This window comes from Bacillus sp. FSL K6-0923 (assembly GCF_038630825.1).
Classification (GTDB): Bacteria; Bacillota; Bacilli; order Bacillales; family Bacillaceae; genus Bacillus; species Bacillus pumilus.
In genome coordinates this window covers 2,606,386-2,621,397 of record NZ_CP152044.1, presented here as the reverse complement: position 1 = coordinate 2,621,397, position 15,012 = coordinate 2,606,386, and the positions used below count along the sequence as shown (strand labels likewise).

Genomic DNA, 15,012 nt, shown 5'->3' with positions numbered 1-15,012 from the left:
GGAGGGATCATAGATGGATTCTACATTCGATGAAGTAACCGAAAGCCGAAGCCAAGAAGAATCGAATCCGGCTCTTGCGAAACGTGCAATGATTGAAGCACAGGCGTTTGCAGGATTTTGGATTAGGTTTTGGGCGTTTATTCTTGATTGGCTCGTCGTCTGGGGTGTCAACCATTTGACGGTTTCTCCAATCTTTAGTCTGTTTGGCTGGTCCAAAGGAGGAGGATGGTTTTCTCCATTCTCTGTCACAACGACGATTGTATTCCTGCTTTATTTCGCCATCATGACGAAAATCTTTCAACAAACGCTTGGAAAAATGGTGTTTGGGATCAAAGTGGTCTCACTTCAGCCTGAGAAGAAACTGGCATGGGATGTCATTTTCTTTAGAGAGATTGTGGGACGCTATATTAATACGCTTTTTGTACTCTATGCTGTTGTTGGGTTCACACCGAAAAAGCAAGGGGTTCATGATTACTTTGCCGATACGGTGGTCGTCCATGAACACCTATATGAAAAAACAGAAGCAAACGTATAATCAGAGGAGTTTGGCCGGGTACCGGTCAAACTCTTTTTTTATGATTGGGTATAAAATCCAGAATGAGAGCCATAATCGTAGAGGAAGCATCATTTGTTATAGAGGAAGTGAGCACAGTGCTTTACGTTTGGATCGCAGCTTTTTTGTTCCTTGGGATCTTATTGATCTTCATGAAAGTGACCATTTCACTGGATTATTCACATGCAAATGACAATGACCACCTTGCACTGAAGATCATCACTTTATATGGAATCATCAGACTCAAAAAAGACATTCCGATGGTGAGGATCAATCCAGAAGATCAAACGATTGATATACGTGAAAAGAAGATGGCGAGCGCCAAAACCCCTAGTCACGAAAAAGAATCCATACATAAAAAAGTGGGAAAGCGTGATATGAAGCAAATCCTTCATCAAATGGAGCGCATCACAAAAGAGATCGTCGATTTAAACCGGATCATGCGTAAATTCTTCATTCACATGAGGGTTGTATCGTTTCACTGGTCAACATGGATCGGTTTTCATGACGCCGCTTTAACAGGTGTAGCAGCCGGCGGGGTGTGGTCAGTCAAAGGAGCATTGCTCGCCTTTATGCAGGAGCATCTCACCTTTAAGCATAAACCGGTATATGAAGTTATTCCTGCCTTTCAACACAATGTGTCACAGACCCAGTTTACATGTATAGCTTATTTTCGTATTGGACATGCTATGCTTGCAGCCATTCGTTTACTTGTCCATTGGTTAAAAGGAAGAAAGGCGAGAAAAAGTGCCTCTCTTCAAGCAACGAAGAATGAATCATCTGTTTAAGGAGGAACCCGAAAATGGCAGATCATCCAATCCAAGGTCTTATGAAGACAGCGATGGAAAACTTAAAAGAAATGATAGATGTGAATACGATCATCGGCGATCCAGTCGAAACCCCTGATGGCAGTGTCATTCTTACTGTGTCAAAGGTTGGTTTTGGATTTGCAGCCGGCGGTAGTGAATTTAACGGGAACCAAAAGAAAGAAAAACGTTCTGATGATCAAGAACGAAAAGAACCGAGACTCCCATTTGGCGGAGGAAGCGGCGGAGGTGTGTCTATTACACCAATCGCCTTCTTAATTGTCGGAACAAATGGCGTTCGAATGCTTCATTTGGATGAACATACACATCTGCTTGATAAAATATTGGATTCTGCTCCTCAAGCAATTGAACGTCTTCAGCACATGTTTAAGAAGGATGAACGGGAGAACCGTCATAAAGAACGAAAACTAGATGACATAGACCTTTAAAAAGTTAGCTGCGCTGCAGTTAACTTTTTTTTCAAAAGCGACGATTAGGCTTTGCAGTTTTTTGCTTTCTCTACTATGATAGAACCATACATTTGATAAGGGAGGAATTATTTTGGCATCGATCACATTTAAAGGGAGTTCTGTCACGCTTGTAGGAAATGAAGTAAAAGTAGGCGAGCAGGCTCCAGATTTCACGGTATTAACGAATTCACTAGGGGAAGTTTCACTTTCAGATTTAACAGGAAAAGTGACGATCATCTCAGTGATTCCTTCTATTGATACAGGTGTGTGTGACGCACAAACAAGACGTTTCAATGAAGAGGCAGCCGGTTTAGGTCCGGTCAATATTTATACAATTAGTGCAGACCTTCCATTTGCACAAGCACGCTGGTGCGGAGCAAACGGAATTGAAAATGTCGAAACATTATCTGATCACAAAGATATGTCATTTGGTGAAGCATTCGGTGTATATATGAAAGAATTGCGTTTATTGGCGCGTGCAGTTTTCGTATTAGACACTAATGGGAAAGTGGTTTACACTGAATACGTAAGCGAAGCAACGAATCACCCAAATTATGAAAAAGCCATTGAAGCTGCAAAATCACTGTTATAAAAGCAGCATCGACAAGAGCTCCGGCTTCATACTGGGGCTCTTTTCAATGAGAACATATAGCTTTTAACAAAGCGAGGAGAGAAAAGCATTGCAGAAAGATCAAGTAAGTACGATTTTTGAGCTGCTCGATACAGCTTCTATTCGATTAAAAAAGGCACAAAGTATTTCCTATATTGAGGCATTGGCTGAAGCAGGAGAAGCCTTTTTCCAAGCAAATGATCGAGACGGTTTACTAAAGGATGTAATAGAGAAAGCAGATTTTGCCTCTTATGATCATGAGCAGATTCGTAAAGCGTTTCAGCTCGCCGTATTGAAAGGACAAAAGGATATTTCCCATCCAAATCGTCAGATGACCCCAGATACGATCGGGCTGTTTGTCAGCTATTTGGTGAATAAATTTTTAAAAGGTCAAAAAGAGCTAGTTGTCTTTGATCCAGCAGCAGGAACAGGGAACTTATTGCTTGCTGTCTTAAATAATCTGACTGCAGAAACAAAGCGCGGCTTTGCGTCTGAAATTGATGATGTCCTCATTAAAATTGCATGGGCACAGGCGAATTTGGAAGAGAAGGAAGTCGAGCTTTTCCATCAAGACAGCCTTGAGCCGCTTTTGATCTCTCCAGTAGATGTCACTGTATGCAGTCTGCCAGTTGGTTATTATCCAAATGATGAACGTGCAGCAGACTATGAATTAAAGGCAAAAGAAGGACATGCCTTTGCGCATTATTTATTTATTGAACAAAGCCTTCGTTATACAAAAGAAGGCGGCTTCTTGTTCTTCATCATTCCAAACGATTTGTTTGAAGGAAAAGAAAGCGTGCAATTAAAGGACTTTATCAAAGATCAGGCATATATGAATGCATTAATTCAGTTGCCGGTTTCCATGTTCAAAGACAAAAAGCACGCCAAAAGCTTGTTTGTGATGCAAAAGAAAAAGGAAGGGCTCGAAGCACCAAAACGGATGCTGTTTGCCAATCTGCCGTCTTTCTCACAAAAAGAATCAATGGTGGGTGTCATGAGAAAATTAGACCAATGGTTTATAGAAGAAAAAGAAACGAAAGAATAGCCAGAGTGATGTCTGGCTTTTTTATTATTCAGAAAATAACGACTTATCGATGTAAGCGGTAACAGTTCAAAGGTGCACTTGAAATGCAAAGTTTTCAATGTTTAAATGAAAAAGTCAGATATTTTTCGGACTTATCGTTAAACTATAAAAGACCCGTCATACAGGTTGAATATAGCACCGGAAAAAACGTGAAACCTTATATAACAACTGAGTAAAAGGAGCGACAAGAATGTCTAAAATTATCGCAATCAACGCAGGAAGCTCATCTCTTAAATTCCAATTGTTCGACATGCCAGAAGAAACCGTTTTAACAAAAGGTCTTGTTGAAAGAATCGGAATGGACAACAGTATCTTCACGATTTCTGTAGATGGAGAAAAGAAAACAGAAGTCACAGATATTCCAGATCATGCAGTAGCGGTTAAAATGCTGCTTGAAAAACTAATTGAATTTAACATCATCAAAGACTTTAATGAAATTGATGGCGTAGGACACCGTGTTGTTCACGGCGGAGAGAAATTCAGCGACTCTGTTCTTTTAACAGATGAAGTCATTAATGACATTGATCAGCTTTCAGAGCTAGCACCACTGCACAACCCTGCAAACGTTGTAGGAATCAAAGCATTCAAACAAATTCTGCCTGACGTACCAGCGATTGCTGTGTTCGATACAGCTTTCCACCAAACAATGCCAGAGCAGTCTTACCTATACAGCCTTCCGTACGACTACTACAAAAACTTTGGTATTCGTAAATACGGATTCCACGGGACAAGCCATAAGTTCGTAACAGAGCGTGCATCAGAGCTATTAGGCCGTCCTCTTGAAGAACTTCGTTTGATCTCTTGTCACCTTGGAAATGGTGCGAGTATCGCAGCAGTTGAAGGCGGAAGATCAATTGATACTTCAATGGGCTTCACGCCGCTTGCGGGTGTTGCGATGGGTACACGTTCAGGTAACATTGACCCTGCTCTTATTCCATTTATTATGGAGAAAACAGGACATACAGCTGAAGAAGTACTTTCTACTTTGAATAAGAAGAGTGGTCTTTTAGGTGTGTCTGGTCTATCAAGTGATCTTCGTGATATCGAAGAAGCAACAGAAGAAGGAAACGACCGTGCAGAAGTAGCTCTTGATATTTTTGCAAGCCGTATTCATAAATACATCGGTTCTTATGCAGCGAGAATGAATGGCGTAGATGCGATCATCTTCACAGCTGGAATCGGTGAAAACAGTTCAGAAGTTAGAGCACGTGTCCTTCGTGGTCTTGAATTCATGGGCGTTTACTGGGATCCTTCTCTTAACAACATGAGAGGCGAAGAAGCATTCATCAGCTACCCGCACTCTCCTGTAAAAGTAATCGTGATTCCAACGAACGAAGAAGTTATGATTGCAAGAGACGTTATGCGTTTAGCGTAACATCCTTTTGAAGCTCTTTTCCTCAGCGGAAAAGGGCTTTTTTCTATTGAAATCAGCATGCTATAATGTGAGGCAATATGAAAGGAGCGGTGCGAAAAATGAGCGTGACAGAACATAAACGTGAGGCGAAAGCGAGGCTTTATGTGAAAGTCATTACGGTCAGTGACACAAGAACGAAAGAAACAGATAAAAGCGGCCGTCTAATGATTGATTTGCTTAAAGAACAGGGACATCTCATTCTTGCATACGATATTGTAAAAGATGACATTGGAGCGATCCAAGACGCTGTACTAGAGGGAACAGGCGAACCAAAAATAGATGCCGTCTTGTTAAACGGGGGCACAGGAATTGCCGCAAGGGATGTCACCATTGAAGCGATCACCCCGCTTTTCTCGAAGGAGCTGCCTGGCTTTGGCGAAATCTTCCGCATGCTGAGCTATACAGAAGACATTGGTTCAGCCGCTATCTTGTCCCGTGCCGCGGCTGGGATCGTCAATCAAAAAGCCGTCTTTGCCACACCAGGTTCTACTGGAGCTGTTCGTTTAGCCATGACAAAACTCATCATTCCAGAGCTTCCTCACGTCTTACGAGAGCTTGAAAAGGATCAAAAATAGCCCAAAATGACTCTGCCAAGAAAATTTGGCGGAGTTTTTTTCATAAAGGGGTTGAAAAAACAATTTTTCCTTGTTACAGTGTATACATACTAAATGCATGTTTATAAATTAAAACTTATTTTTATGCAAAAAACATTCACAGAATCAAAACAAGTGAGAGGAGCTTTTCAATCATGTCACAAAATAAAAAAGTCGTATTAGCATATTCCGGAGGTCTTGATACCTCTGTTGCAGTTAAATGGTTACAAGAGCAAGGGTACGAAGTCGTAGCTTGCTGCCTAGACGTAGGTGAGGGAAAAGACTTAGCATTCGTTCAACAAAAAGCACTTCAAGTCGGAGCGGTTCAGTCTTACATGATTGACGCAAAAGAAGAGTTCGCAGAGGAATTTGCACTAACTGCCTTACAAGCACACACGATGTATGAAGGAAAATATCCGCTAGTATCTGCATTATCTCGTCCGCTTATTGCGAAAAAATTAGTGGAAGTCGCAGAAAAAGAAAATGCAGTAGCGGTTGCGCACGGATGTACTGGAAAAGGAAACGACCAAGTCCGTTTTGAAGTCTCCATTAAAGCATTGAATCCAGACCTAGAAGTTCTTGCACCAGTGCGTGAATGGAAATGGTCTCGTGATGAAGAAATCGACTATGCTCAAAAGCACGGTATTCCAATTCCAATTAACTTAGACAGCCCATATTCAATCGACCAAAACCTTTGGGGCAGAAGTAACGAGTGCGGCATTTTAGAAGATCCTTGGGCTGCACCGCCAGAAGGAGCGTATGATTTAACGACGCCACTTGAAAAAACACCTGACACACCTGAGATCATTGAAATCACGTTTGAAAAAGGAAAACCAACAGCTATTGATGGTATTCAGTATTCCTTATCTGATCTCATTCTTCATTTAAATGAAGTCGCTGGTCAGCATGGGGTTGGCAGAATCGACCACGTTGAAAACCGTCTTGTTGGCATTAAATCTCGTGAAGTGTACGAATGCCCAGGTGCTGTCACACTTCTAAAAGCGCATAAAGAGCTTGAAGACTTAACGCTAGTGAAGGAAGTTGCACACTTTAAGCCAATCGTTGAACAAAAAATGGCTGAATTAATATACAACGGATTATGGTTCTCACCACTTAAAGGAGCACTAGATGCTTTCTTACAAGAAACACAACAGAACGTAACAGGTGTTGTACGTGTGAAACTATTTAAAGGTCATGCCATTGTTGAAGGACGTAAATCACCATATTCACTTTATGATGAAAATCTAGCAACTTACACAAAAGCAGATGAATTCGATCATGATGCAGCGGTAGGATTTATTAACCTTTGGGGCTTACCAACAAAAGTAAACAGCATCGTGAATAAAAAGGAGCAGGTTAAAGCATGAAAAAGCTTTGGGGAGGCCGATTTCAAAAAACACCAGAAAAATGGGTCGATGAGTTTGGCGCGTCCATTCATTTCGACAAACAATTAGTCAAAGAAGATCTGACCGGCTCCCTTGCTCATGCAAGTATGCTGAATACATGCGGTATCCTAGATGATGAGGAGGCCGCTGCCATTAAAGATGGACTGAATACGCTCATGAAAAAGGCAGAGGCAGATGAACTCGAATTCTCAGTGGATTATGAGGACATTCATTTAAACCTTGAAAAAATGCTCATTGATGAGATTGGTCCGCTTGGCGGCAAATTGCACACAGCGAGAAGCCGGAATGATCAGGTTGCCACCGATATGCATTTATATTTGAATAACCAAGTAGAGCATATCATTGAACTGATCTCTTCCTTTCAAACAGTGCTTGTGGAAAAAGCAGAACAGCACGTTGAAACGATTTTTCCAGGATATACGCACTTGCAGCGTGCACAGCCTATTTCCTTTGCGCATCATATGCTCGCCTATTTCTGGATGCTAGAACGTGACAAAGCGCGTTTTCAAGATTCTTTGAAGCGAATTAACGTGTCTCCACTTGGATGCGGAGCGTTAGCAGGAACGACATTCCCAATTGATCGTGAATATACAGCAGAGCTGCTTGGCTTTGATCATATTTACGAAAACAGCCTTGATGGCGTAAGTGATCGGGATTTCATTTTAGAGTTTTTGTCTAATAGCAGCCTTGTGATGATGCATCTCTCACGTCTTTGTGAGGAAATCATTTTATGGTGCTCTCAAGAATTCAAATTCATTGAGCTTGATGACACTTATGCAACAGGCAGCAGCATGATGCCGCAGAAGAAAAACCCGGATATGGCTGAATTAATCCGCGGGAAAACAGGCCGTGTGTATGGCAACCTGATGGGGCTTCTCACGATTATGAAAGGCTTGCCGCTTACGTATAACAAAGACTTGCAAGAAGATAAAGAAGGCATGTTTGATACAGTGAAAACCATTGCTGGCAGCCTGCAAATCTTCACAGGCATGATTCAAACAATGACAGTGAACGAAGATGTCATGAAAAAAGCAACGAAAGAAGATTTCTCAAATGCGACCGAAGTGGCAGACTACCTTGCAAAAAAAGGCATGCCATTCCGTGAAGCACACGAAATCGTTGGCAAGCTCGTGTATACATGCATTCAAAAAGGCATCTACTTAAGTGATCTTCCGTTTGAGACATTTACAGAAGCGAGCGCTCTTTTTGAAGAAGACATTTACACCGTGCTTGATCCTTATGTTGCTGTTGAAAAAAGAACAAGCGCAGGTGGAACTGGATTTAAACAAATTCAGCTCGCTTTAGAAAAAGCAAAAGCCTGCCTAGCGTAACTGACCAAAACCATTCGTTGATACGGATGGTTTTTTGTCTTGGGAAAAGGAGATTGATCATCATTGGAGAAGTTGAAATCATACCAGTGTTAAGCTGAAGAGGGAGTGACAGCAGTTCATGAAGAGAACGCTTCAGGCTTTGTTTGACCAGCCCATCGTATCAGTTGAAACGTTAGGAGAACAGTACGACGGACGGGCTAATGATGTGTGGCTGATCTCCTTACAAGACAAAACGGAATATGTCGTGAAATCTCCTAAAATGACAAAAGTAGAAAGTGAGTTTGAATATGGGATCGACATAATCTATGGAGTAAATGCTCATATAGGACAAGAATATCTCGATCAAATCAATGAAAAGCTGGCTCTGACGAATTCCTTTCATATTCCGAAAGTTGTTCGTAAAGTGAAGAAGGCAGGGAAACATGATAATGTCATGGAAAAAATAGAAGGAATCCCTTTAACATCTTTTGAGGGGCGCTCATCACATTTCTATAAAGATTACGGGAGGAAACTAGCGCTTCTTCATTCATATCGAACAAACTCTTTCGGTGCAGTATACGGTGCAGAAACGAGACATTTGAGAGGATTTCATGCTCTTTTAAAAAAGGCTGTCTCCAAACTTGTAAGCCGCTATTATGCTGATCAGCCTGAATTTCAGTGCTATGGAGAAATGGTGCAGCAAAAGCTGGATCACCTCAATCCTCCTGATTCAGCCAGTCTTATTTTAATTGATTTAGATCCATCGCAATATATTGAAAAAGATGATCAAGTGACGAGTCTAGTGGATACGGAATATATTGTGTTTGGACCAGCTGCATTTGATTTTATTGCATTGGAATACCTTTTGACGAAAGAAGCTGCACACGATGTTCAGTTGGGCTATGAAGAGATTTGCCCGCTTCCTCACCAGCTTCATGAGGTGAGAGCATGCTATCGTTTTGTTTCGCTGCTTCTTGATATTCATGGCTCGTGGGATATCCAAAAGTGGATGAATCACCCATCATTTTTTCATTCTAAATAGAAATAACAGAAAGGGTTCATAAGTGCGCCAGATGCAGGTTTATAGTAAAGTAAAGATAAGAAACATGTGAACTTGCAACCTTTGCTTTAGGAGGAGATTGTGTGCGACACGCATTAATAACAGCGGGTTCTAAGGGACTTGGCAGGAAAGTCACCGAGTCTTTACTGAATATGGGGTATTCTGTGACAGTCAATTATCGAAGTGATGATGAAGCTGTACGGCAGATGAAAGAAGAATTGCAGGAATATGAAGAAAAGCTTCAATTTGTCCAAGGTGATGTGACAAACAAAGAAGATTTAAAGAACATGGTCGAGCTGGCAGCCGAGCGATTTGGGCGAATCGATGCCTTGATTAACAATGCTGGACCTTATATTTTTGAACGAAAAAAACTAGCGGATTATTCCGAAGATGAATGGTATCAAATGATGGAAGGCAACCTATCTGCTGTGTTCCATTTGTTCCGTATGGTTATCCCAATGATGAGAAAGCAAGGCTTCGGCCGAATTGTCACATATGGCTTCCAAGGTGCAGACCATGCGCCGGGATGGATGCACAGATCAGCCTTCGGAGCAGCAAAAGTGGGGCTCGCGTCACTGACGAAAACCATTGCGATAGAAGAAGCCGAAAACGGCATCACGGCCAATATGGTTTGTCCAGGCAAAATCGTTGGAGACATGAAAGAATCGACAATAGAAGAAGCACGCCAGATGAAAGATGACGAAACGCCGATTGGCAGATCTGGTACTGGAGAAGATATCGGGCGCATCATTTCCTTTTTATGCGATGACCGCTCTGATCTGATTACAGGAACTGTTATTGAAGCAACAGGTGGTCTTAACGTCATTCACAGGCATTAAGTTTTTCAGTTTTTTATACAGGGAATAGATGAAATGAGATCAAATTCGAAAGGTGGATATACTCACATGAAAGCTACATATCACGGACATTCAGTCGTACACATTGAAACAAACGGATACCATATTTGGATTGATCCATTTTTAAATGGAAATAAGCACACAGATATCAAACCGCAAGATGTCAAAGCGGATGCCATTTTGCTGACCCACGGGCATGGAGATCACGTCGGTGACACCATTGAAATCGCTAAAAACAATGATGCGCTCGTTATTGCGCCATTCGAGCTTGCCACTTATTTAAGCTGGCAAGGTGTGAAAACGCACCCGCTATCGATTGGGGGCGGACGTGAGTTTGAATTTGGCAAAGTGAAGCTCACTCAAGCGTTCCATGGTTCTGCTATCATTGATGAAGATGCAAAAACGATTACGTATACAGGCATGCCATCAGGTATTTTATTTACTGCAGAGGGCAAAACGATTTATCATGCCGGAGACACTGCACTCTTTTCAGATATGAAGCTGATCGGTGAGCTGAATCATATTGAGCTTGCATTCCTTCCGATCGGTGATAACTTCACGATGGGACCGGACGATGCAAGAATCGCAGCCGAATGGCTTCGGGCGAAGCAAGTCGTGCCAGTTCATTACAGCACATTCCCGCCGATTGAGCAGGACCCACATGCATTTGCAGACAGCCTGCATGGCGGCGTCGGTCATGTGTTAAACAGCGGAGAATCGATCGAGATTTAATCAACATAGCAAAAAGTCGGCACTCAAATGCCGGCTTTTTTTATTTACATGTATCGTGCTGAAAAAAGACAAATTGCTATTAAAAGCCTCCTGCCCTTATAATGAAAGTTAGATGAAAACGCTGAAAACAAAAAGGGTGAACGGGATTGGCGACAAAGCATGAACAAATTTTATCGTATATTGATTCATTAGATGTCGGAGAGAAAATTTCTGTCCGGCGTATTGCGAAAGAAATGAAAGTAAGTGAAGGCACGGCTTACCGGGCTATTAAGGATGCTGAAAATAAAGGGTTCGTGAGTACCATTGAACGAGTCGGCACCATTCGAATTGAACAGAAGAAAAAAGAAAATATTGAAAAACTGACATATGCAGAAGTGGTCAATGTGATTGACGGACAGGTGCTTGGGGGACGAGCGGGCTTACATAAAACATTAAACAAATTTGTCATCGGGGCGATGGAGCTTGATGCGATGATGCGCTATACGGCAGCTGGAAACCTGCTGATTGTCGGAAACCGGATCAATGCCCACAGACAAGCATTAGAGGCAGGGGCGGCTGTACTTGTTACAGGCGGATTCTCAACAGATGATGAAATCATTCAGCTCGCAGATGAGCTTGAACTGCCGATCTTATCGACAAGCTACGATACATTTACCGTAGCAGCTCTCATTAACCGGGCCATTTATGACCAACTCATAAAAAAAGAGATTGTACTTGTGGAAGATATTTTAACGCCGATAGAACGAACGGTGTATCTATCACCAGAGGATAAGCTTGAAAAATGGTATGAAAAAAATTATGAAACTGGCCACGGCCGCTTTCCAGTCGCAGACGACCAAATGAAGATTCACGGCATTCTCACCTCAAAGGATATCGCAGGTCATGACCGCTCCACACCGATTGAAAAGGTGATGACGAAAAACCCACTGACAGTCATTGGCAAAACCTCTGTCGCTTCTGCTGCTCAAATGATGGTATGGGAAGGCATTGAGGTGCTGCCAGTTGTAGATGATTATGCGAAACTGATTGGAATGATCAGCCGTCAGGACGTGCTGAAGGCGCTTCAAATGATTCAAAAGCAGCCGCAGGTCGGAGAAAAACTGGATGATGTCGTCTCAAGAGGGTTTAAAGAGACCGATACAGAAAAACCAAAGGCAGATGCAGTGTATCAATATGAGGTCACACCACAAATGACAAACCAGCTCGGAAACATTTCATATGGCGTGTTCACGCAAATTTTAATTGAATCCGCCAATCGCTTCTTAAAGTCTCATAAAAAAGGGGAGCTAATTGTCGAAAGTCTCTCTGTCTACTTCTTAAAACCGGTTCAAATGGAATCCACGATACAGATCAAGCCAAATATTTTAGAAGTAGGACGCAAGTTTGGAAAGCTGGAAGTGGAAGTTTATCATCAATCGAATATCGTCGGTAAAGCCATGCTGATGGTGCAGCTCATGGAGAGAGGATAATCTGCTGAAAAAGACAAAGGGCTAAAATAAACATCATTTTAGCCCTTCTCTCCTATTATGCGTGATCTTTTTCGCCTTCCTTTAAAAAGAGCGGAAGGTAATGCTTGTAGGCTTTATATCCAGCCCACGTACTGCCGATACCGACAGCAACAAAAATAAATCCAATGACAAATGCGAGTGACGAGCGGTTTAAAAATAATTGATTCACACCGAAGAGCAGGACAAAGCAGCCAAGTGCCATACTGGATTTCGCCGACCAGAATTTCTTTTCGACTGGGCGGTTCGTACGGACATTCTTTGCTTTGTAGTATAAATAAAACATGGCAGAACAAATAATAAACACAATCAAAACAAGCATGTGCCAAGCCTCCATTGTAAGTGGTTACAACCCTATTTTAAACGTAAATAGGCTTGCTTACTAGAATAAATTGTCTATTCCTCACTTTTCCGTCAGGATAGATTATGATTTAATAATAAAAAGAGTATCGGATAAGAAGGAGTTTTTATGAAAAAAGAACTGATTAGAACCATATCATTATATGACACCATCATCATTCATAGACATGTAAGACCAGATCCTGATGCGTATGGATCGCAGTGCGGCCTTACGGAAATCTTGCGTGCCACCTATCCAGAAAAAAATATTTATGCGACAGGAACCCCGGAGCCATCCCTTTCATTTTTATATGAACTTGATGAAGTACCGGATGACGTGTACAAAGATGCCCTTGTCATTGTCTGCGATACAGCCAATCAAGCAAGAATTGACGATCAGCGCTATTCAATGGGCGATAAGCTGATGAAAATTGACCATCATCCAAATGAAGATCCTTATGGTGATTTACTTTGGGTGGATACAGAGGCAAGCTCTGTGAGCGAAATGATTTATGAATTGTATTTAGAGGGGAAAGAAGAAGGATATCAGCTGAATACAAAGGCGGCTGAACTCATTTATGCCGGCATTGTAGGAGACACAGGCCGCTTCCTTTTCCCAAACACGACGAAAAAGACGCTCAAATATGCAGGAGAACTGATTGAATATCCATTTTCATCTTCAGACCTTTTCAATCAATTGTATGAGACGGATCTGAATGTCGTGAAATTAAATGGCTATATTTTTCAACATATTTCTTTGTCAGAGAATGGAGTCGCTTCTGTTTTCATTAAGCAGGATATTTTGGAATCGTTCCAAACGACAGCGCAGCAAGCCTCACAGCTTGTTGGAACACTTGGAAATATTGCAGGGATTAAGGCATGGGTCTTTTTTGTGGAAGAAAATGATCAGATTCGTGTTAGATTCCGTTCGAAAGGCGTCGTCATTAATACCATTGCGAAAAAATATCATGGCGGCGGCCACCCGCTTGCAGCTGGTGCATCTATTTATGATTGGGCCGTGGCAGATGAGATTTTGCGTGATTTAGAAGAAGTATGTAAATCATCATCATGAGAGAGGGGGGCTTCAAGTCCCCTCTCTCTTTTTTTGTCATGGAGAAAAGGGTTACTTGCATACAGGGATAAACCAGCAGCCGATGTCAGTTGAATCTTCATAGGCTTGGAGATTTTGATGCTTTAATTCTTTTTTAATTAAATGAGCCATCATTTCTGTCTCAGCATAAGCGCACATGCCGTCCTTGATCCGGCTTGCTTTGTCTCGTGCCATTTGACGATAGCTATAAACCTCCATTGTCCTCACCTCTTTCTATTGTAGATCTCGTTCTACTTTTAGTGTATAAAAATTAAGGGGGAAAAGCGATCATTGAGGGCAGAAATTCATAAAAATTCCACATGATCATTTATTCAGCAAATGAAATGCGCACTTCAAGTGAAAGCTTCGTATAAATTGTCAGCTCTGTCACTTTGGCGCGGTATGCCTTTTCCCGAATGGTATATTCTTTGTTTTCGACCGTGCGTTTTAATAATTCCTTTGTTTTATAGACACTTTCAATATCCTTTGTAATAACCTCTGAGATATCCTCCTTGACCTGATCTTCAAATTTTAGCGTGTCTGGCTCTGGGATTTTATACTGCTCACGATTGACGAGATGGACATCTACGCTTTGGATCAGCAGTCGCTTCTTATTATCCTCATTTAACTTATGCAAATCTTCCCGATAGAGTGTGATTTGTTCTTTCAGACTGTCCATATGGTGCTGCTGGCTTCTCAGCAGTGTCACCTGCTTTTCCTGAAAGGTTCCGTATGTAAAGAGGAAAATGAGCCAGCTCACAATCGCACCAAACATCATCCCCGCAAAAAAACGCTGCCAGCCTGGACGTTTGTAAAGCTCCGGCACCCTCATGATGACACATGCTCCTGTGTGAGCCACGTGATAATAAGATAACCCGTTTGCGCACCGCCCATGGCAGAGACAATTAATAAAATCTGCTTGAAAATATCACGCGTGTTCCCTTCAAAAATGCCTCGTTCAAAGCTATAAACAGCATCAAACGTTCCCCCGATGGCTGCGACAAGCGCCCAGATCTTTAATCGATTGGCAAGACTCGTAATAATGGATAAAGGCGGCTGACCAGACAAATAAGCACCAACACCGCCGATAATGGCACCACCCAAAATGACTCCAAGCGCAATAAAATAGCAACTGATAAAATTTGGAATAAAAGCTTCCTTCACATCCATTTTGTCCACCTCA

18 protein-coding genes are annotated in these 15,012 nt (G+C 41.9%); 14 read left to right on the top strand and 4 right to left on the bottom strand.

Annotated elements, in window-relative coordinates:
• Positions 1-13 precede the first annotated feature (13 nt).
• From MHI16_RS13395 to MHI16_RS13335, 13 genes are all read left to right on the top strand, one after another.
• Positions 14-535: an RDD family protein gene (locus tag MHI16_RS13395; protein ID WP_061409079.1), complete on the top strand. Its 522-nt coding sequence runs from the start codon at positions 14-16 to the stop codon at positions 533-535.
• Between the two features lie 98 nt (positions 536-633).
• On the top strand, positions 634-1,341 hold the full coding sequence (locus tag MHI16_RS13390) for a DUF2953 domain-containing protein (RefSeq protein ID WP_058015137.1): 708 nt from the start codon (positions 634-636) through the stop codon (positions 1,339-1,341).
• 14 nt (positions 1,342-1,355) lie between these two features.
• Positions 1,356-1,808, top strand: a complete 453-nt coding sequence (gene ytfJ / locus MHI16_RS13385) for a GerW family sporulation protein (protein WP_003216488.1) — start codon at positions 1,356-1,358, stop codon at positions 1,806-1,808.
• A 112-nt stretch (positions 1,809-1,920) separates the two neighbouring features.
• Complete coding sequence (gene tpx / locus MHI16_RS13380; protein ID WP_342497986.1) at positions 1,921-2,421, top strand: thiol peroxidase; 501 nt, start codon at positions 1,921-1,923, stop codon at positions 2,419-2,421.
• 88 nt (positions 2,422-2,509) lie between these two features.
• Positions 2,510-3,484 (top strand): class I SAM-dependent methyltransferase, encoded by a 975-nt coding sequence (locus tag MHI16_RS13375; protein WP_342497985.1) that lies wholly within the window; start codon positions 2,510-2,512, stop codon positions 3,482-3,484.
• A gap of 229 nt (positions 3,485-3,713) precedes the next feature.
• A complete protein-coding gene (locus MHI16_RS13370; protein ID WP_003216471.1) occupies positions 3,714-4,898 on the top strand; it encodes an acetate kinase in 1,185 nt (394 codons plus the stop codon).
• 98 nt (positions 4,899-4,996) lie between these two features.
• Positions 4,997-5,512 (top strand): molybdenum cofactor biosynthesis protein B, encoded by a 516-nt coding sequence (locus tag MHI16_RS13365; RefSeq protein ID WP_058015079.1) that lies wholly within the window; start codon positions 4,997-4,999, stop codon positions 5,510-5,512.
• 173 nt (positions 5,513-5,685) lie between these two features.
• Positions 5,686-6,897, top strand: coding sequence for an argininosuccinate synthase (locus tag MHI16_RS13360; RefSeq protein WP_003216486.1), 1,212 nt, complete (start codon positions 5,686-5,688; stop codon positions 6,895-6,897).
• A complete protein-coding gene (gene argH, locus MHI16_RS13355) occupies positions 6,894-8,267 on the top strand; it encodes an argininosuccinate lyase (RefSeq protein WP_058015080.1) in 1,374 nt (457 codons plus the stop codon). The genes MHI16_RS13360 and argH overlap by 4 nt, the downstream gene beginning before the upstream one ends.
• 118 nt (positions 8,268-8,385) lie before the next feature.
• Complete coding sequence (locus MHI16_RS13350) at positions 8,386-9,288, top strand: phosphotransferase (protein ID WP_058015081.1); 903 nt, start codon at positions 8,386-8,388, stop codon at positions 9,286-9,288.
• 101 nt (positions 9,289-9,389) lie between these two features.
• Positions 9,390-10,145 (top strand): SDR family oxidoreductase, encoded by a 756-nt coding sequence (locus tag MHI16_RS13345; RefSeq protein ID WP_058015082.1) that lies wholly within the window; start codon positions 9,390-9,392, stop codon positions 10,143-10,145.
• 66 nt (positions 10,146-10,211) lie between these two features.
• On the top strand, positions 10,212-10,895 hold the full coding sequence (locus MHI16_RS13340) for a metal-dependent hydrolase (RefSeq protein ID WP_144462564.1): 684 nt from the start codon (positions 10,212-10,214) through the stop codon (positions 10,893-10,895).
• A 146-nt stretch (positions 10,896-11,041) separates the two neighbouring features.
• A complete protein-coding gene (locus MHI16_RS13335) occupies positions 11,042-12,364 on the top strand; it encodes a CBS domain-containing protein (RefSeq protein WP_058015084.1) in 1,323 nt (440 codons plus the stop codon).
• A gap of 55 nt (positions 12,365-12,419) precedes the next feature.
• Here MHI16_RS13335 and MHI16_RS13330 read toward each other — a convergent pair whose 3' ends face one another.
• Positions 12,420-12,722: a YtpI family protein gene (locus MHI16_RS13330; RefSeq protein ID WP_003216665.1), complete on the bottom strand. Its 303-nt coding sequence runs from the start codon at positions 12,720-12,722 to the stop codon at positions 12,420-12,422.
• Between the two features lie 147 nt (positions 12,723-12,869).
• Between MHI16_RS13330 and MHI16_RS13325 the strand changes: the two genes are divergently transcribed.
• Positions 12,870-13,811: a bifunctional oligoribonuclease/PAP phosphatase NrnA gene (locus tag MHI16_RS13325; RefSeq protein WP_003216520.1), complete on the top strand. Its 942-nt coding sequence runs from the start codon at positions 12,870-12,872 to the stop codon at positions 13,809-13,811.
• Positions 13,812-13,862: 51 nt separating this feature from the next.
• Here the strand turns inward: MHI16_RS13325 and MHI16_RS13320 are convergent, their stop codons facing one another.
• From MHI16_RS13320 to MHI16_RS13310, 3 genes are all read right to left on the bottom strand, one after another.
• Positions 13,863-14,048, bottom strand: coding sequence for a hypothetical protein (locus MHI16_RS13320; RefSeq protein ID WP_003216400.1), 186 nt, complete (start codon positions 14,046-14,048; stop codon positions 13,863-13,865).
• Positions 14,049-14,157: 109 nt separating this feature from the next.
• A complete protein-coding gene (gene ytrI, locus MHI16_RS13315; RefSeq protein WP_003216226.1) occupies positions 14,158-14,661 on the bottom strand; it encodes a sporulation membrane protein YtrI in 504 nt (167 codons plus the stop codon).
• Complete coding sequence (locus tag MHI16_RS13310; RefSeq protein WP_034661856.1) at positions 14,658-14,999, bottom strand: YtrH family sporulation protein; 342 nt, start codon at positions 14,997-14,999, stop codon at positions 14,658-14,660. Before MHI16_RS13310 ends, ytrI begins: the two co-directional genes overlap by 4 nt.
• Between the last annotated feature and the right edge of the window lie 13 nt (positions 15,000-15,012).